20 protein-coding genes, 1 tRNA gene and 4 pseudogenes are annotated in these 16,388 nt (G+C 49.8%); 20 read left to right on the top strand and 5 right to left on the bottom strand.

Annotated elements, in window-relative coordinates:
* The first annotated feature begins 207 nt into the window (after nt 1-207).
* The 7 genes and pseudogenes from ACMGGE_RS22960 to ACMGGE_RS22930 all read left to right on the top strand — a co-directional run bounded on the left by ACMGGE_RS22960 (nt 208) and on the right by ACMGGE_RS22930 (nt 5,067).
* Nucleotides 208-414 (top strand): hypothetical protein, encoded by a 207-nt coding sequence (locus tag ACMGGE_RS22960; RefSeq protein ID WP_420290617.1) that lies wholly within the window; start codon nt 208-210, stop codon nt 412-414.
* 28 nt (nt 415-442) lie between these two features.
* Nucleotides 443-853, top strand: a complete 411-nt coding sequence (locus ACMGGE_RS22955) for a hypothetical protein (RefSeq protein ID WP_420290616.1) — start codon at nt 443-445, stop codon at nt 851-853.
* A gap of 20 nt (nt 854-873) precedes the next feature.
* Nucleotides 874-1,121 (top strand): annotated as a pseudogene (locus tag ACMGGE_RS22950) (DNA polymerase III subunit theta).
* Nucleotides 1,121-1,414 carry a hypothetical protein gene (locus ACMGGE_RS22945; RefSeq protein WP_420290615.1) on the top strand — a complete coding sequence of 98 codons (294 nt, stop codon included), beginning with the start codon at nt 1,121-1,123 and terminating at the stop codon, nt 1,412-1,414. The pseudogene ACMGGE_RS22950 and the gene ACMGGE_RS22945 overlap by 1 nt, the downstream one beginning before the upstream one ends.
* Nucleotides 1,415-2,550: 1,136 nt before the next feature.
* A pseudogene (locus tag ACMGGE_RS22940) lies at nt 2,551-2,748 on the top strand (DNA polymerase V subunit UmuC); the annotation flags it as partial.
* A gap of 102 nt (nt 2,749-2,850) precedes the next feature.
* A pseudogene (locus ACMGGE_RS22935) lies at nt 2,851-3,987 on the top strand (IS3 family transposase).
* Nucleotides 3,988-4,197: 210 nt separating this feature from the next.
* Nucleotides 4,198-5,067, top strand: a complete 870-nt coding sequence (locus ACMGGE_RS22930) for a hypothetical protein (protein ID WP_420290614.1) — start codon at nt 4,198-4,200, stop codon at nt 5,065-5,067.
* 30 nt (nt 5,068-5,097) lie between these two features.
* On the opposite strand, the gene ACMGGE_RS22925 is transcribed toward ACMGGE_RS22930, so the two are convergent.
* Nucleotides 5,098-5,173, bottom strand: a tRNA-Ile gene (locus tag ACMGGE_RS22925).
* A gap of 157 nt (nt 5,174-5,330) precedes the next feature.
* On the opposite strand from ACMGGE_RS22925, the pseudogene ACMGGE_RS22920 reads away from it, so the two are divergent.
* Nucleotides 5,331-6,505, top strand: a pseudogene (locus tag ACMGGE_RS22920) (IS3 family transposase).
* A 52-nt stretch (nt 6,506-6,557) separates the two neighbouring features.
* Here the strand turns inward: ACMGGE_RS22920 and ACMGGE_RS22915 are convergent.
* From ACMGGE_RS22915 to ACMGGE_RS22905, 3 genes are all read right to left on the bottom strand, one after another.
* Nucleotides 6,558-7,163, bottom strand: coding sequence for a hypothetical protein (locus ACMGGE_RS22915; protein ID WP_420290686.1), 606 nt, complete (start codon nt 7,161-7,163; stop codon nt 6,558-6,560).
* Between the two features lie 216 nt (nt 7,164-7,379).
* Nucleotides 7,380-7,730 carry a ddrA gene (locus ACMGGE_RS22910; RefSeq protein ID WP_420290613.1) on the bottom strand — a complete coding sequence of 117 codons (351 nt, stop codon included), beginning with the start codon at nt 7,728-7,730 and terminating at the stop codon, nt 7,380-7,382.
* On the bottom strand, nt 7,727-8,182 hold the full coding sequence (locus tag ACMGGE_RS22905) for a hypothetical protein (protein ID WP_420290612.1): 456 nt from the start codon (nt 8,180-8,182) through the stop codon (nt 7,727-7,729). The genes ACMGGE_RS22910 and ACMGGE_RS22905 overlap by 4 nt, the downstream gene beginning before the upstream one ends.
* A 302-nt stretch (nt 8,183-8,484) precedes the next feature.
* Here ACMGGE_RS22905 and ACMGGE_RS22900 point away from each other — a divergent pair, with 302 nt between their 5' ends.
* Both ACMGGE_RS22900 and ACMGGE_RS22895 read left to right on the top strand, forming a co-directional pair.
* Nucleotides 8,485-9,282 carry an antirestriction protein gene (locus tag ACMGGE_RS22900; protein WP_420294211.1) on the top strand — a complete coding sequence of 266 codons (798 nt, stop codon included), beginning with the start codon at nt 8,485-8,487 and terminating at the stop codon, nt 9,280-9,282.
* A gap of 53 nt (nt 9,283-9,335) precedes the next feature.
* Nucleotides 9,336-9,629 carry a DUF5983 family protein gene (locus tag ACMGGE_RS22895; RefSeq protein WP_248223462.1) on the top strand — a complete coding sequence of 98 codons (294 nt, stop codon included), beginning with the start codon at nt 9,336-9,338 and terminating at the stop codon, nt 9,627-9,629.
* Nucleotides 9,630-9,672: 43 nt separating this feature from the next.
* On the opposite strand, the gene ACMGGE_RS22890 is transcribed toward ACMGGE_RS22895, so the two are convergent.
* Entirely contained in the window at nt 9,673-10,128 is a 456-nt protein-coding gene (locus tag ACMGGE_RS22890) for a transglycosylase SLT domain-containing protein (RefSeq protein WP_248223464.1), read from the bottom strand.
* A gap of 478 nt (nt 10,129-10,606) precedes the next feature.
* On the opposite strand from ACMGGE_RS22890, the gene traM reads away from it, so the two are divergent.
* From traM to ACMGGE_RS22840, 10 genes are all read left to right on the top strand, one after another.
* The gene (traM, locus tag ACMGGE_RS22885; RefSeq protein WP_420290610.1) at nt 10,607-10,984 is read left to right on the top strand and encodes a conjugal transfer relaxosome DNA-binding protein TraM; all 378 of its coding nucleotides are present in this window, start codon (nt 10,607-10,609) and stop codon (nt 10,982-10,984) included.
* A 397-nt stretch (nt 10,985-11,381) separates the two neighbouring features.
* Nucleotides 11,382-11,648, top strand: a complete 267-nt coding sequence (locus ACMGGE_RS22880) for a helix-turn-helix transcriptional regulator (protein WP_420290609.1) — start codon at nt 11,382-11,384, stop codon at nt 11,646-11,648.
* A gap of 235 nt (nt 11,649-11,883) precedes the next feature.
* Nucleotides 11,884-12,093, top strand: coding sequence for a hypothetical protein (locus ACMGGE_RS22875; RefSeq protein WP_420290608.1), 210 nt, complete (start codon nt 11,884-11,886; stop codon nt 12,091-12,093).
* A 127-nt stretch (nt 12,094-12,220) separates the two neighbouring features.
* Complete coding sequence (gene traA / locus ACMGGE_RS22870) at nt 12,221-12,562, top strand: type IV conjugative transfer system pilin TraA (protein WP_420290607.1); 342 nt, start codon at nt 12,221-12,223, stop codon at nt 12,560-12,562.
* A gap of 3 nt (nt 12,563-12,565) precedes the next feature.
* Nucleotides 12,566-12,871 (top strand): type IV conjugative transfer system protein TraL, encoded by a 306-nt coding sequence (gene traL, locus ACMGGE_RS22865; RefSeq protein WP_129036198.1) that lies wholly within the window; start codon nt 12,566-12,568, stop codon nt 12,869-12,871.
* 14 nt (nt 12,872-12,885) lie between these two features.
* Entirely contained in the window at nt 12,886-13,449 is a 564-nt protein-coding gene (gene traE / locus ACMGGE_RS22860; protein ID WP_420290606.1) for a type IV conjugative transfer system protein TraE, read from the top strand.
* Entirely contained in the window at nt 13,439-14,173 is a 735-nt protein-coding gene (gene traK, locus ACMGGE_RS22855; RefSeq protein WP_420290605.1) for a type-F conjugative transfer system secretin TraK, read from the top strand. Before traE ends, traK begins: the two co-directional genes overlap by 11 nt.
* A complete protein-coding gene (gene traB, locus ACMGGE_RS22850; protein WP_420290604.1) occupies nt 14,173-15,543 on the top strand; it encodes an F-type conjugal transfer pilus assembly protein TraB in 1,371 nt (456 codons plus the stop codon). Before traK ends, traB begins: the two co-directional genes overlap by 1 nt.
* A 111-nt stretch (nt 15,544-15,654) precedes the next feature.
* Nucleotides 15,655-15,918 (top strand): TraR/DksA family transcriptional regulator, encoded by a 264-nt coding sequence (locus tag ACMGGE_RS22845; RefSeq protein WP_420290603.1) that lies wholly within the window; start codon nt 15,655-15,657, stop codon nt 15,916-15,918.
* The gene (locus tag ACMGGE_RS22840; RefSeq protein ID WP_248223495.1) at nt 15,918-16,379 is read left to right on the top strand and encodes a hypothetical protein; all 462 of its coding nucleotides are present in this window, start codon (nt 15,918-15,920) and stop codon (nt 16,377-16,379) included. Before ACMGGE_RS22845 ends, ACMGGE_RS22840 begins: the two co-directional genes overlap by 1 nt.
* Nucleotides 16,380-16,388: the final 9 nt, after the last annotated feature.

Genomic DNA, 16,388 nt, shown 5'->3' with positions numbered 1-16,388 from the left:
TTGCCGGGTATGACGCTGGCCATTCACGAGGTCTCACCTGCGGACGCTTATATGGCTCAGACGGGCAAGTTAACGCTCATAGAGTAGCAGCAGCTGAAACCTACCTGACTGAAATTACGCTAAGTGAATAACGGATAGCCCCGTTTGGGGCTTTTCCTGATCCTGCGGTAATATCCCTACAGCTATCACTTTCCACACAGAAAAATCATGACCGAAGAACGAGACCCACGCGCCCTAAATTCAATGAAGGACGACGAACCGGCAACGGCGATGATCCGAATGCGTGTTACACCAAAGCGCAAAAACCAGTACGTCACTCAGGCGAACGCTGAAGGCTTGACTCTAAGTGAGTGGATTCAGAAGCACATGGATGCCGTATGCGAAGCAGCTGGCACTCCATCAGCAGCCAAATAATCGGTATTTACTTAATCTGGGGGCCCACTTGGTTGAGTCTGTTACTCAAGAGATTTTTGAAGTAGCCAGCAAGACCCGGCGTATTTTTTCGGAGATGCTGGCTGATTGCGATGCGGCTGGCGAAACGAAAGGCACCTGTGCCTATGCCACGTTTCTTGCAATGATGACGGTAAATCAATTTACGGATTACCGAGCGATACCTCGGGGCGGTGACGGCGAAACCGATGGCGGATATTTCGATCACGCTGGTGGGCATGGGCACTACTGGCTTGAAGTCCAAACCCCTGTGGGCGCATTTATTTTGGATATTACCGCCGATCAGTTTGGTGGCAACGAGGTTGTTGTTTTACCTGCAGCTGGTAACAAACAATACCTGCCGGGCGATCAAGAGCTGGTGGACGCACAATTCGTTGAATTCACTGCCAGTATCACTCAATGACTGACTGTTAAGGAGGCTGTATGTCAGATTGGAACATTGCAGCAAAGTCTCAGGAAGAGCGCGACAAAGTTAACGTCGATCTTGCCGCCTCAGGCGTTGCCTACAAAGAGCGTAGAATATACCCGTCATCGCGGAGCAGGTGGCCAGAGAACAACCTGAGCAGTACCGAGAGTATTTTATGGAGCGTCTACGGTATTATCGGGAACGTTCTGTAGCTTTACCTAAGGGTAACGATCCTGTTTATTCAAAGAATGAGGAGGCTAAGTAATGGACATACCATCTAATGAGATCCCTCGTGAGAATTTTAATGCGTTAAAGAATGCGTTAGTAAGTGCAGCGAATGCAAACAGTAAAGAAGCCGCTGCCAGCCATATCTCTATCGCTGAGTATCAACGCCACATAATACGCCGATTTATCACCGACTATGTCGATGAACAATTGACTGGTGCTATTGAATTCGCGCGAAAGGCTGCGGGTAGAGTAAAGAACAAAGACCAGTTAATGAGTAATGCTTCCTACTTCCGAATGAAGTTCGAAGGTATGGTCACCGTCGTAGATTGAAGAAAAGGCCCATTACACCGGGCCTTTTTCAAAACCAGGCTTAAGGGCGCTGGTTTACGTACTCGATGATCGCGTCAATGATCACGAACATCGGCGGTACGATTTTCAACAGCAATGCAACCATAATAGCCTCCTGGGCTTAGGGTTAGCGGTCTTTGAAGTATCCCAGCAGGGCCGTAATGATGGCCGTCACCGGGTGCGCGAGTTTTAAGAACAACAGAAGCAATGCCATGCATCTTCCTCTTTGTTCATCGCGCCTCGCCGCAAACACCCTTGGGCTTGCCTTTGCAGTTGCTGTATCTAGCCGCCAGATACATTCAGCACGATTTCTGGTTTGGGTGGGGCCTTCTAATCACCAAAAATACTGGGCTGAAATTTCGCTTTTAAATCATGCTTTAAAACTCTTCCAGGTGCTTCTAGGGCGTTCCAGGTGTTATTAGGATGCCTTAGCTTGCTTGAAGAATGCAGTGCATTTGTTTAAGCTAACTTCAGTCGCCAGATACATTTGGCACGGTAACCGGAGGTGCGAACTCCGTATACCGATTGAAAGACCCGGTCTAAACAGCCGGGTTTTTTCATTTCCGTCTGTTATTCACAACCTTTGTTTTTTGTCACATACTCAGTAGATAAGCACTATATGTAGGATCTTATGACTACTCCAAACGCCATATATCGCTTTAAAGATTATTCTAGTGATGAATATTTTTAGCACAAGGGTTGATTTTATAGTTAAATTGACTCCTGAAATGTTAAAAAAAGCTAAGTCCACGCACCGTAAGGCCTGGACGATATGTCAACAAATAAGAAAAAAAAATCAAAATTTGATCGAGTGCTGATTTCTTCAACGGGAGGTCAGAATTGCGCAACATGATGTCGCGCAATCTTGAAAAAAAGATTAGTACAGTCAGTCTTTTTTAGCGGTTGTGTGCAACATATAGCCAACGTCAATCCCTCTCTTTTAGTCCATTTCTTCTGCTATTTTATGATTACGTAATCATATGATTCTGTAATCTCAGCAGCTTCGCTTTCAACATCTGCATCATAACGTAGATCTAAATTGCTGTGTTTTTGTGCTGTGTATGCATACAGTATATTTGCGTGGGTCAGTATGATGACCATCATTAAGGGAGGCGGCTATGTTCGCTCTCGTTGACGTAAACTCCTTCTATGCCAGCTGCGAAACCGTGTTTAGACCAGACCTGCGCGGCAAGCCTGTTGTTGTACTCTCAAATAACGATGGCAGCGTAATAGCCAGGTCGGCAGAGGCCAAAAAGCTTGGCGTAAAGATGGGGGATCCGTACTTCAAGTGTAAGGACTACTTCCGCCAACAGGGGGGATGAATCGCCACGGGTTTAACAGACACCTCAGAGCTATTTATGGACTGACCCCGCCCCGGTAGACGATCCTGCCTTATAGTTTGAGCATAGGAGGAGCGTATGGGCACACCACGATTTACACCTGAATTTAAGGAAGAAGCCGTCCGTCAAATAACGGAACGCGGTTATTCCGTTGCCGAAGTATCTGACCGCCTGGGCGTGTCTGCACACAGCCTCTATCAGTGGCTACGGGCTATTAAACCCGATAACAGCGAACAGCATGCCCGGGATTTACTGGAAGCCAAAAGCGAGATCCTGAAACTACGGGCGCAGCTAAAACGCACCGAAGAAGAACGGGATATCCTGAAAAAGGCCGCGCGGTACTTTGCAAGGGAGCCCGACTGAAGTACGGCTTTATCAATGAGCACCGCACTGTATGGGGTGTGATGACAATGTGTCGGGTACTGAATGTCGCCCGGGCCGGGTTCTACGCGTGGCTGCATAACCCGCGTTCTCGGCACGCGATAAAGATAACCAGCGCCTGCTAACGCTTATCCGTGACTCATATTCACTGAGCGGAGGCGTATACGGTTACCGGCGGGTTCATGGCGACCTGAACGAAATCGGGGAGACCTGCGGCAAAAACCGGGTGGGTCGTATTATGCAACTGAACCGGATCAAAGCCGTGCGCGGCTATAAAGCGCCGCGTCGTATCGCCAGCCGACCTTCAGTGGTTGCCCCTAATCGCGTGCAGCGGCAGTTTACTGTTGTCCGGGCCAATCAGGTCTGGGTCACAGATATTACTTATATCCGCACCTGGCAGGGCTGGCTGTATCTGGCAGTGGTTATCGATCTCTTCGCCCGTAATGTGGTCGGCTGGTCGATGAAGCCCACTCTCTCACGCGAACTGGCACTCGACGCGCTGATGATGGCCGTCTGGCGGCGAAAACCGGACGGCGAGGTCATCGTACACTCAGACCAGGGCAGCCAGTACGGCAGCGACGACTGGCAGCGCTTCTGTCGGGCCACTAATCTGGCCCGAGTATGAGCCGGCGTGGTAACTGCTGGGATAATGCAGTGGCCGAATCGTTCTTCAGTTCACTGAAAAAAGAACGGATCAGAAGACGTATCTATAAAACCCGGGATCTGGCCCGGGCCGATATCGTCGATTACATTGAAGTGTTCTACAACCGGGCCCGGCGCCACAGCCACCTCGGCGGCGTCAGTCCGGAGGCCTTTGAACAGGCCTCGTCGTGAGGACAGAATTTGTCTAGCGGGGTGGGGTCAGTCCACACCGATACTCACCTCACGTTAAACCACCAGCTGAGCGACCTTGCGGAAACTTTCTAAGCCGCTATCTATACTCATTCCGTGTGGCGTACCGCCACCAGTAAAAACTACACAACAGCAATGCCGAACTTCTCTTGGTTCGGTACCAATAACTACAATTTCATTGTCGAGGCCAATATGGTTGGAATTGATGATTTATTGATAGCGTTTGCAACTGCCGCTGGTAAGTCAGCCGGTGAAACGATAGTTAAGGAGCTACTAAAAGGAATTACAGGCTCATTAGCAACAAAGGAAGATCTCGCTAATGCCGTAGCCCAAATTGAAAACTATGTGCATCAGGAGTTAATGGCAGTTGAGGCAAGAGCCATAGTTATCGATGTCGACACTGCCATAAGAAATCTTAAGCAATACAAAAACTCTGGTCGTTATGATGACCTACTGGAGCAGAATACTCAGCAGTTGCTTAACAGAACAGCTTCTGAAATACAGGCCGCCATTAACTCTGATGCCAGATATCTTTGGAATGAATTTGTCGTCATATCCCGTTTTGTCGCAGTCTATACAACATTCTGGTCTGTGAAGGCATTGGATCTAAAACAACCAAACCAAATCCCTAATTTGGTAGACGCTGTAGTTGAAGGTCTGCAATTACTCAACGGTTGCTTGTCAAAACTCCACGAGATGGAAGACGAGACCATAAGCGATCTTAAGGTCGAGAAAGTACGCGTGAGGGATGAGATAGGCCCTAAAGTCCATCTAGAGATCAACTTCGCTATCAATACCAGAGCTTCGTTCTCGGAATATCGTGGCCGTTATGGCGGAATGCGAGGATTTGATACTGGTTGGATAATCCGGCACGACGATGAGAATGAGGCCGAGAATAGAATGAGGCCTGTATATAACGCCCATGTGGCTCGTATTCAGAGCGAGAGCCAGTCTAGGCAGGAAAAAATCTATCAGCCTTTGGTTAATGCTATCAACGCATTAGAAGGGCTCCTGTATCGCTTGAAAGGCCCAATCGCATCCATCGAAGCTTCGTTCAAGTAAGAGTTATGCATTGGCCGCTGTTAAGGATGATGGTGGCTCCTGCCGGGTTCGAACCGGCGACCTATCAATTATGAGTCGACAGCTCTAACCACTGAGCTAAGGGGCCTTATAAGAAGATGGCAAAACTCCCTTTGTCTGGGGATCTACTTCATTTCTGTTTCGACAGGGCCGACGACAGAAGGCAAACCACGCTGACATGCTCCCCGTTGATTAACACACGCCGATGTTAGTAATGTCTTCATAAGCTACATGAGGACATCCCCATGAAGAATCGTTTTTCCGACGAACAGATCATCAGTATTCTCCGCGAAGCGGAAGCCGGGGTTTCTGCCCGGGAGCTCTGTCGTAAGCATGCCATTTCCGATGCCACTTTCTACACCTGGCGCAAGAAGTTTGGTGGCATGGAACTTCCTGAGGTAAAGCGACTTAAGTCGCTTGAAGAGGAGAACTCCCGCCTCAAGAAGCTGCTTGCCGAAGCCATGCTGGATAAGGAGGCGCTTTAGGTGGCTCTTGGGCGAAAATACTGACGACAGGCCAAAAGCGGGAAGCCGTGGTGTTGATGTGTGATGCGACCGGTCTGTCGCAACGTCGTGCCTGCAGACTTACAGGTTTGTCCCTGTCGACCTGCCGTTATGACGCTCAGCGTCCATCTGCTGATGCACATTTATCAGGGCGTATCACTGAACTGGCGCTTGAACGCAGACGTTTTGGTTACCGGCGCATCTGGCAGCTACTGCGTCGGGAGGGCCTTCACGTCAATCACAAGCGGGTATACCGCATTTACCACCTTAATGGACTGAGCGTAAAACGCAGACGACGCCGTAAAGGGCTGGCGACCGAACGGTTTCCGCTTCTACGTCCGGATGCGCCGAACCTGACATGGTCGATGGATTTCGTTATGGACGCACTGGCAAACGGTCTCAGGCTCAAGTGCCTTACCTGTGTGGATGATTTCACGAAGGAGTGTCTGACGATCACCGCTGCTTTCGGTATTTCAGGCGTTCAGGTCACGCGTATTCTGGACAGTATCGCGTTGTTTCGCGGTTATCCGGCTACGATATGAACCGATCAGGGCCCGGAATTTACCTGCCGCGCGCTCGATCAATGGGCTTTTGAGCATGGAGTGGAACTACGGCTTATCCAGCCGGGCAAGCCGACACAGAACGGATTTATTGAGAGCTTTAACGGCCGATTCAGAGATGAATGCCTGAACGAGCACTGGTTCAGCGATATCGTTCACGCCAGGAAAATCATTAACGACTGGCGGCAGGATTATCACGAGTGCCGTCCACATTCATCGCTGGATTGCCAGACGCCAGCTGAATTTGCAGCGGACTGGCGAAACGGGAAATATGAAGAAAAACCAACTGACATTACTAACAGAAGGTTGTATCTAATCTTGGGGGCAGGTCAGGGAGTATGTGATTTGAGGGGGTAGAAACAAAAATGGCCCCCATTGTGGGAGCCACTTATTCAAAGCCAGCGACGAGTTAAGCTGCTACCGCGTTGCTTTTATTGCGGGACTCAGCAACGAGCACTACGCCGTGCTTACTGATGTCTGGGTGTTCACTCCAGATCTCAGACTCTGGGATGCTCTTGCCATCATACTCAATACGGTCGCCGTCAAATGGCAGATATCGCGCAGAGTCAGTATCAAGGATGAAGACTACCAGGTCTTTAGATTGGCGAGCAATGTGTTGCCAAAGGGCTTTACCGCCAGCATATTGCTCATTATCGCTAAGCAGGGTCATATCTGCTTCAATGGCGACAGTCTCGTAAACGAACGTGGCCAAGCCGACGTCTCGCATTGCACCATCTACTACAACGCCTTCAATCTGGGCCACATCGCAATCTTCCCAGAACTTTTTAACCAGAACGCCTTCAAGCTGTGGACGGCGCTGAAGTTCTAAGGTAGCTACGACTTTGTGACGCAATTCATCGTTAACGATAGAAGGAGTTGCTTCGATAACTGCTGCGAATGGAGTTTTTCTGTCAAACAGTACCTGGTACAGGGTATCCTGTATGGTTACTTCTTTCAGAACTTCAAACCTACGTGCAACAGCGCTAGGAGAAAACGTCATAGGCATTACTGGCATATTTGAGTCCCCCCTTAACAGTACAGGCATGAATGCGTCCTTGTATAATAGTAGTAGTAAATTATGAATCTTTATCTATGTGCTAAAAATAGTACCATATTCTTCGAATAAACAATACTTAACTACATCAATAAGCATCATCAGACATCATCTAGCCTCAAGTTGCCACAACATTCGTGGATGCAGCTGACAGGAGGCCCCGGATGGGGCCTATCTTCAAAGCGCGAAACCACTATCCTCAATCCAGTTCTCGGATTGTTCCTTAACTTCATCCAAGGTAAGGAATTGCCCCACAAACTCCGACAAGTTTCGTAACGTCTCCAGGAACGCGGAATGTGACTGCTTGATAAAGGCTCCAGCCAAAAAGTCGGTGACGATTTGAGGAACAACAGCTGGTGAATCAGGTACCGGTTCTACTGCCGCTGCGCCATACCCTAATAGCTCCATCACCTGTTCTATTTCGTCGTTTAGATCAAGCAGAGCCAGGCCATTTGCGGACGTCGCGCTGACAATCAGCTCATCCAGCTTATCGGTAAGGTCAAGGCGTTCAAGTGCGCTTAATCTCACGCTACACCTCCGTTCCTCTGGATCGCTACCAGCAGATCAGATAGATGCCGTGCAGCGGAATTAACCAGACTTTCATTTTCTTCGAACCGACCAGCATTCTGCAGTGAAGAAACCGCGCTACGTACCTGGCAGCGGGCTTCGGGGAGTTGTCCCATATCACTGGACTCCAGAGCCAAGATGGATTTCAGTAACTGAATGGCCTGGTTAGCTTCATTGTCTGCCTCTGATGGTCCAGGTGCTGGCTCCGGCTCAGGTACAGGTTCGCTTACAGTTTTTTCTGCCAATGCATTTACGATTTTCTTCATCATCAACGCTTCGGCTGCGCCTTTAGGGAACGCTATCATCTCCATCTCTTTTCTGAACCTTGAGCGCGCCGTTTTTTCAAATGTACCCTTGTTTTCTTCCGACATCTGAAGGTATTCAGCGGCATATGTATATAAATCTTTGTCCACGAACTCCCAGGCTATATCAGGGTATTCGCTTTCAGCTGGAAGATACTTGAGCTCAAACTGACGTTTCTCCTCATCGTTAAGCTGGCAATTATAGGTAATGACACCGTGACGTGCGTAGTCATGATATGGAGTGCCTTCATCATGCCGTGGCAGTACAGCTGACCCTCTGGTACCGCACTAATGCCAGCTGGGCGATTAACAAGCGCATATTTATACCCACCTACTTCTACATCTGGGTCCGGTTCAGTAGGTTCAACCAGTTGCGGTTCAGATGAAGGTTTCCGCAACGAACTCACCGGGAGATGGAAACATCACCAGAAAAGGAGAAAACCAGAATGCACACACCAGACAATAAAACCGCCGCTGCTGAATCTGCCAAAAGATGCGATGAAAACACGGAAGCAATAACGCCGGTTCAGTTTGCCGATTTGGTTTGCTATATCCTCGCCTGTGCTGAAAATCAGACGCAGCCTGAATATTTCACGCTTCCTGAAAGTGCAGAGTCTTTTAGCATGAGCAGTGAAACTGATAATTCATCAGTAAAAGTCTGGACGGTAAAAGGCTTGCCGCTGGCAATTCAGGATAACACTGGCCAGTTTATCTGTGTGCTGTCAGGTGAGCCTGCCAGTAAAAAACCAGAACTGCGCCTTATCGTGCCGGATGAAAACCGGTTGCGTTATATCCCTGAACTGTTTTTTTCTCCGGTGGGTGAAAGTATGATCATGGACTGGCTGACCCGACACTCAGATTATGAGGGTGGTTACTGGAATTATTTTGTTATACCTGAAGGGAGTGAGGGTGAAACTTCACTTCATAAAGCCGTCAGGTTGAAAACGACCGGGTACATTGCGCCTGATTTTGACGACACATACAAGATTTGTGTGCTGGGTAATTATTTTGAAGGGGAGGTCAGTGCTGATGCTGCCGGAATAATAGCGACTCTGATGATACTGAATTCACTTTCATGGAAAGCCTCAGCGATGGGAGAGAAATATGCCAGAACATGCCAGTTACTGGTCGAACGTCAGGATGCGCTGAAGGATTATATCAGCATCATAAAACATCCTGAGGCTCTTCTGATTTTTCGCGCTATCGATTAAATACCATTACGCCACGTTGGTGGCGTTTTCACATTTCATGGAGGAGCATCACAATGATGATGAAACTGATTTTCTGTTCAACGGCACATCTAGAAAAACAGGATGCGTTCACCCTGAAAGATATTGCGTCAGGAGGGGAAAGTATTCCGTGGGTGTTCGATGCGACATACGGTTATATTCCGGATATCGGCAGTATGCATCATCCGCTTCTGAGAATGAAACAGGCCGGACTGTCGAAATCTCTGCGGAAATTTGTGTATCACATGCAGCGAAAATATAACGCGATGTATATTCATTTTGACTGTGATACAAATCCGGTGGAGGGAGAGGAAACCTTCGACTGGTGATCTGACTGGCACGACAATCTGGCTGATACGGTCAGCCAGATTGTTAAGATGATGCATTACTCCGCTTTATCCCGTCATACATCTGCCTGACTTCTTCAGCATATTCAAGCCGCTTAGCTTCCTGCGTCGGATCATCTTTAAACCCGGCATTGTATGCGCCAACGGCCCGCCATGAGTAACCCCAGCGTTTAAACGCGATCGCCAGATAGTACGCGCCCGTATAAATATTCATACATACATCATTTTTTAAATGCTCCGGCGTGATCCCGAACTGCGACAGGTGATTAAAGTTCTGAGAATGGATCTGCATTCTGCCTATTGCGTAACTGTCTGGCGAAACGTAGTTGAGGGCGTTATCCCGCCATGATGATTCCCGGAATGAAATCGCACGCAGCAGGTCCGGTTCAATTTTATAATCCCGTCCTGCCAGGTCGTAACAGTCAGCAACAGCCCAGAACGGCAACACCAAAACCAGCAGTAAAATAGCCCTGACAGTCATCCCTGATATTCTCCATTTTATCCAGAAACTCGCCTGTCGGCCATGTTACCCAAAAACAGGTCAGCCCGAAATACCCCTAGCCGAATGATGACCGCTATTACCACTAGCCTGCTCTTTAGCCCCCAAACCCCACACCCGTCGCAAGATTTCATCTTGCATGATACGCGTTTAACTTCATTTACTTATGTGAAATTTGTGCGTGTTTATATTTGAGTTCTAAGCGGGATAGATTCTCCAACGACTCCTGATGGAGTCCCGTTAGGGTCGCCATGGATTCGTAAACGACTCTTTATTTTCAGTCAGTTAGTTAGAAAGATTGGGGTCTGGAATAGAATCCTAAAATTGAAAAAAATGGATTCCTTTTGACCTGTGTCACGACTCCATCTTTAGAAACCTGGAATCTATAGTGACTCTCCAGGTTTTTATTTTCCTGAGATATTTATTTCGTTAATTTCGAACCGTCAATAAGGAATTTCATATGCCAAAAATTCAGGTTTACGTCAATAACGCCGCACTGGATAAGATAAATGACATTGTGGAAGAAAAGCGCCAGGGTGGGGCGAGCATACAGGATGCGAGTATATCCAGTACGGCCTCAATGCTGATTGAACTGGGAATTCGGGTGTACTGTATTCAGCTTGAACGGGGCAAGGGCGGATTCAATCAGGCTGAATTTAACCGAACCATGCTGGAATATATGGTTAAAACTAACAGTATATCAAACGAGTTACTGAAGCTGTCGGTGAAAGGGAATCTGACAGTGGAGGAACTTCAGCAGATGAAATTACGAATTCGTGACCATGCGGCAACGGAAGTAGAGCGGTTTTATCCGCGTCTGGAAGACGATGCTGAGTGACAGGGTGTTATTTGAAGCTGGAATATGTCACTTTTTGTGATTTGAAATATTTTAACTTAGAATTCCTTGATGCATTAAGTTTAAGAAATTAGTTCTTCATATCTTTTGATTGTTTAGGTGTTGTTGATGTTGGTGATGAGCGAAAATGAATGAGGTGATGAACATCAAGTTTTGGATGAGTGGTATTGTAAAGGCAGGTGATATTTCGTTTTGAAATATAGCAATCACGTACGTGTTTAGTATAATGCATTTGACTTTAGTGAAACCAAAAGGAGAGTAATATTAAAGGGAAACATAAAGTATGATATTTAATATCTAAGAAGACGCGGTAGTAAGGGCGGCAACCCTCACTACCGCTGACCACCAATAACCTATCGGATAAAATAGTGAGGTTAAGATGGCTATCATCGATCCTAGCGAGCTAGTAGTTTTAAGCAAGTACTTTCCTGGCTTAACTGACAACAAGTTAGCAATTTTCCTTTTGTTTGGTTATGGGTTAACCAAAAAGGAGATAGCAGCAGACCTTGAGATCAACGAGCGTACTGTGACCAGGGCGTTGAATGACATGGTTGAGCAGTACGGCATATCTAACCCTGATATGCTACGAGTCATCGCCGGGAACAAACTTAAACTTATCCTTCTGACGTATTTGATAAGGCGATAAAACGGAAGTTATAGCAAGCCCCATTCACAAGAATGGGGCTTTTTTGTATGTGACCTAGGTCACTAACTTTTCTTGATAAAAGTCAAATGACTGTCCAAAGGTTTTACTAATAATCTAGGGTTTATTTCTATATATCATCGAGTTACGGTCTTTACAATTTGTCCAAACATGGACAGGTCAGCTCCATTTTTTTAGTGCATAATATTCATAAAATCAATGAGATGAAGGAGCTACAGTGATAGATCTTGAAGCTTTAAAGAAAATCCCTAGAGGCAAACGTATTTCTGTCTATCTTGAGGGGTATGTATATAACGATCTGAAGTCAAGAGCGGCTAAATCCGGAAGGCGAATAGGAAAAGAATTAGCATTGCGTATTGAAGATCATTTAGATATGAAGGCAACTATGATTGATCCAAATGTATATGTTCGTAATGAAAGTGATTGATAAAATCTTTAATTAGCAATGAGGATAAAGGCAAATCTACAGCTTCAGAATTCTGTTTAGGTTTCTGAGTCGGTATGACTTTGTCTGCCGCTTTTGAAAATTTAAAATCCGTTAAAGAGGAATTATCATGAAATTGGCTTCAATGTCCAAAGGGATTCGTGCGTCTTCAAATAAGGCAATGGATTATCTGAAGGCAGCGTTTCGTCGTCATAAAGCATCCATTGCGATGATGGCAATCATGGCTGCTGCGCCGTCTGTTGCGAATGCCGCTGGTAGCGATTTACTGGCTGGAGGCAAAGATGATGTTGTTGCTACCTTCGGCGCCGATTCGCTTGTGCTGATGTGCGTTATTATTGCTGAGATTATTGTCAGTATCGGTATGTACATTAAGACCAAGAACCTGATGGTTCTGATGGGTCTCGCGGTTGTCATTATTTTCACCACCGTTGGCTTCTCTTATGTGAGTTAAACAATGGAGGGGAACCATTTAGATAAATACCGTTTCCCTAAAACACTGTCTGAGCAGACCCGTATTCTGGGTCTGCCTCTTGATGAATTTATTCCCGCAGCTGTCTTTGGCGGGATTTTAATGCTCAACAAGAGCTACATGTTCGGCATGGTTGTCGCCGTCGTGTTGTGGCAGTTAATTCGAACAGCGAAACGCGGAAAGAGCAGTAAATGGCTTTATAACTGGTGCTACTGGTATTTGCCCATCGAGCTGCTGCGCGTCGTTTACAAACTTATTCCTGATTCGAGTTACCGGAAATGGATTAAATAGCGGCAGGGACCCTTATGCATATTACGGCCCGTAATAACACCACCCGACTGGTGTCCTTCATTATCGGCGGTCTTATCCTCCTCATCTTTATTCTGGCTGTGGCCGTGGCGCGTCTGGCGTTCACCAATATCGATCTTGTTCACAAGCGTCCGGTGATTGTGACGCCGATGCAGTACAACGCGCCGTTCTCTGTCTCAGAAAATCAGGCTGATGCGGACTACCTTCGCATGATGACCCTGTCATTCCTGGCTCTGCGCCTTAACGTGTCCCCGGAAACCGTGGACATGAACCACGCGTTTCTTCTCTCCTACGTCAAAACGGAAACCCTTCAGAACTTCACCAGCGTTCTGGATGATGAGTCAAAGCGTATCAAGGACAACAGCGTTAACTCCGCGTTCTACCAGACCGACATTACCGTTTATCCGGCAAGTGGTCGCGTGGATATTCGCGGCGTGCTGAAAACATGGATTGGTACCGCGCGGCCTGACACAGAAATCAAGCAGTTCCGTCTTGACCTGGAATACCACAACGGGCTGACCCGCATTGCCCGCTTCGTGGAGGTCGACAATGAAAAATAACCTGATGGCGGTCTGTGTCGCCACCGCACTGAGCGTTGCCCTGCCTGTGCAGGCCAGCGCCAGCGCGGTACCGGCCGGCACGCTGACCCTACCTCAGAACGGACAGTTCACGCTGTCCGTCAGTTCCACCAACCCCAACATGATCCACATCCCGGGGGACGTCGTGTCGGCTATTTCTGGTCCGGCAGGTTCGCTATCTGATAAGCGTCTTACCTCATCCGGTGCCGTGGTCTTCACGGCAGTAGCCGATAAGCCCTTCACCTTCTACGTCGAGACCCGCAAGGGACAGACCTTCCCCGTTGCCGCCACGCCGGTGAAAGGGCAGGGGAAAGTCTATCGCCTGATTGGGGATATGCCTGTCAGTACGCCTGAGGCGAAAGTCTGGGAAACTGCCCAGCCATACGAATCGCTGCTGCTGTCGCTGAACAACCAGGCGATGAAGTCAGTCCTGCCTGACGGGTATACCCCCGTGAAGCCCGATGCTTCCGGTATCGCCGTACCGGCCCGCCTGCAGGCCGTTGCCGAACAGGCATGGACGGGCCACGCGCTGCGTATTGACCGCATTCGCATCACCAATCCCCACAGCTACGGCGTGAAGCTGCGTGAGCAGGACTTCTGGAAGCCGGGCGTACGCTCCGTGATGTTTGACAGCCAGGCCAGCACGCTGATGGCGGGAGCCACGTTGCGCGTCTTCATCATTCGTGACGCGGGGGGACAGTCCTGATGGCCAACGTGAATAAGGCTGTGCGCAAAAAGCAGGTGGCGCTCCTGGTGGCGATTGCGCTGGGGATGGGCGCCAGCGGTGCCGGGGCCTGGTACCTGTCCACGATGAGTGCGAAAAAAACGAAGGCGGTACAGGCTCCGCGCGAGCCTGCGCCGGACATGACCGGCGTGGTGAACCACACCTTTGACGGTAAGGTGCAGAAGTCTGCCATCGCTGAGGCGCAGAACCTCAACAAGCAAACGCAGAAGGAGCTGAAAAGTCTGCGCGCGGAGATGCAGACCCTGTCGAAGGACCTCAAAAGCAGCCAGGCACGCATCGGGGAACTGGAGGGCGACAACAAGCTGCTGCAGACCCAACTTGAGGAGTACGGCAAAACGTCGGAACAGGGCATTAACGGCGAGCCGTTCCCTGGCGGCACGCGCGCCGGCATGCAGTCCGGCAGTGGTGCAGTTCCACCACCTACAACGTTCTGGCCAGCCGGTAATCACTCAACGGGACAGCCCGGCGCACCTGTCTATACGCCTGTTATACGCGAGGGCGCGATGGACATCACTGCATTTGACAGCCCCGAAGACCTGATCGCTAAGCCTAAGTTTCCTTGGATACATTCCGGCAGCTTCGCGGAAGCCATCGTCATTGAAGGAGCAGATGCCAACGCGTCCGTGACCGGTAACAAAAACACCGTCCCGATGCAAATCCGCCTGACCGGCAAGGTGCAGATGCCGAACGACGGGGAGTACGACCTGCGAGGGTGCTTTGTCACGCTCGAAGCCTACGGCGACGTCTCCAGCGAGCGTGCTGAAGTGCGCACCCGCTCCATCAGCTGCCAGATGGGTGAGGACACCATTGACCAGAAGATTGCTGGACACGTCGGCTTTATGGGCAAGAACGGCATCAAGGGGGAGGTGGTGATGCGTAACGGCCAGATCCTGCTTTATGCCGGTGGGGCGGGCTTTATCGACGGTATCGGGAAGGGGATCGAAAGCGCCTCGTCCACCTCCGTGGGCATCGGGGCGACCGCCAGTCCGGGCGTGGGCGACATTATCGGGGCCGGGGTCGGTGGGGGAACCGGCTCCGCCGCCAAAACCCTGTCTGACTACTACATCAAACGCGCCGAGCAGTATCACCCGGTCATTCCTATTGGCGCAGGTAATGAAGTGACGCTCGTGTTCCAGGACGGTTTCCAGCTGGAGAGCGTACAGGAACTGGCGGCGAAGAAGGCTAAACGCTCTTCTTCTCAGCAGACCGCGCAACCGGCTGCACCACGTCAGCCGGCTCTGCAGTCATCCACCACTGAAATGCTGAAAAGCCTCGGCGACTTCCGCCTGGGGGACGCCGTTGCGCCCGTTCCCGGCGCTGAAGAGCAGTAAACCCTCACCCGGCTGCGGGTTGCAGCCACCACAATCCGGAGCGGTCGGTGCCCTGAAAGACGTGAAAGGGATGGGCGGTAGCGTGTCCGGACGCATCAGAAGGAAGAGAGTATGTCGGATGTACTGGACAAGATGCAGGAGCGCATGGCGCTCCTCGACGAAATACAGGCGCAGGCGTTACTGGCATCTGCGCAGAAGCGTACCGGCGAGAGCGCCCGCGAATGCGGGTGCGGTAATGCCATCCCGGAAAAGCGCCGCCTGGCGCTGCCGGGCGTGACCACCTGTGTGGACTGTCAGGCCGCGCGGGAGAAGGGGCTGAAATGCATGGGGTTCAGCCTGACCCGGCGACTGGCTGGTTTTACCGGAGGGCAGTGATGAAAGCCTCTCTGGTTCGTCATATTGAGTCTTATGGGCACGAAGATTTGCTTAACCTGCGCCGTAATCTTGAACAACTTCGGGCTGAACTGCTGTATCGCATCAGCCATCGACATATGCCGCTGCCGCGTCAGCAGCTGGCGCTGCAGTGCGGTGCGTTCGCCGGGATTGTCACCGTTGCCGTCAGTGCGCCATTGCTGGTTTGCGTGGGCGCCACTCTGGCGGCTGTCGGGCTGGTACTGCGTTACTCCTCCCGTCCGGCAAACCGCCTGGACTGGATGCTGGCGCTGATAACCTCTATGGATATCCCCGTTGGCGGCTATATGGAAATCTATCGCGACCCGGCCATGCTGGCTCACCCTTATCCCGAAGAAGCCCTGGCGCACTGTATCGTCCAGGAGCTGATGCTCATTCAGGACCTGCTTGAGAAAAAGAGCGCTCCGACTGCCTTTACGGCATAAGCGCACCCT

It is taken from the genome of Enterobacter sp. BNK-22, from assembly GCF_048684805.1.
Classification (GTDB): domain Bacteria; phylum Pseudomonadota; class Gammaproteobacteria; order Enterobacterales; family Enterobacteriaceae; genus Enterobacter; species Enterobacter quasiroggenkampii.
This window is presented reverse-complemented; position numbering and strand designations above follow the sequence as displayed.

Coding starts and splice junctions, on each gene's coding strand:
- ACMGGE_RS22960 (WP_420290617.1), top strand. CDS start 208: ATGACCGAAGAACGAGACCCACGCGCCCTAAATTCAATGAAGGACGAC.
- ACMGGE_RS22945 (WP_420290615.1), top strand. CDS start 1,121: ATGGACATACCATCTAATGAGATCCCTCGTGAGAATTTTAATGCGTTA.
- ACMGGE_RS22930 (WP_420290614.1), top strand. CDS start 4,198: ATGGTTGGAATTGATGATTTATTGATAGCGTTTGCAACTGCCGCTGGT.
- ACMGGE_RS22915 (WP_420290686.1), bottom strand. CDS start 7,163: ATGCCAGTAATGCCTATGACGTTTTCTCCTAGCGCTGTTGCACGTAGG.
- ACMGGE_RS22900 (WP_420294211.1), top strand. CDS start 8,485: ATGGAAACATCACCAGAAAAGGAGAAAACCAGAATGCACACACCAGAC.
- ACMGGE_RS22895 (WP_248223462.1), top strand. CDS start 9,336: ATGATGATGAAACTGATTTTCTGTTCAACGGCACATCTAGAAAAACAG.
- ACMGGE_RS22890 (WP_248223464.1), bottom strand. CDS start 10,128: ATGACTGTCAGGGCTATTTTACTGCTGGTTTTGGTGTTGCCGTTCTGG.
- traM (WP_420290610.1), top strand. CDS start 10,607: ATGCCAAAAATTCAGGTTTACGTCAATAACGCCGCACTGGATAAGATA.
- ACMGGE_RS22880 (WP_420290609.1), top strand. CDS start 11,382: ATGGCTATCATCGATCCTAGCGAGCTAGTAGTTTTAAGCAAGTACTTT.
- traA (WP_420290607.1), top strand. CDS start 12,221: ATGAAATTGGCTTCAATGTCCAAAGGGATTCGTGCGTCTTCAAATAAG.
- traL (WP_129036198.1), top strand. CDS start 12,566: ATGGAGGGGAACCATTTAGATAAATACCGTTTCCCTAAAACACTGTCT.
- traE (WP_420290606.1), top strand. CDS start 12,886: ATGCATATTACGGCCCGTAATAACACCACCCGACTGGTGTCCTTCATT.
- traK (WP_420290605.1), top strand. CDS start 13,439: ATGAAAAATAACCTGATGGCGGTCTGTGTCGCCACCGCACTGAGCGTT.
- traB (WP_420290604.1), top strand. CDS start 14,173: ATGGCCAACGTGAATAAGGCTGTGCGCAAAAAGCAGGTGGCGCTCCTG.
- ACMGGE_RS22845 (WP_420290603.1), top strand. CDS start 15,655: ATGTCGGATGTACTGGACAAGATGCAGGAGCGCATGGCGCTCCTCGAC.
- ACMGGE_RS22840 (WP_248223495.1), top strand. CDS start 15,918: ATGAAAGCCTCTCTGGTTCGTCATATTGAGTCTTATGGGCACGAAGAT.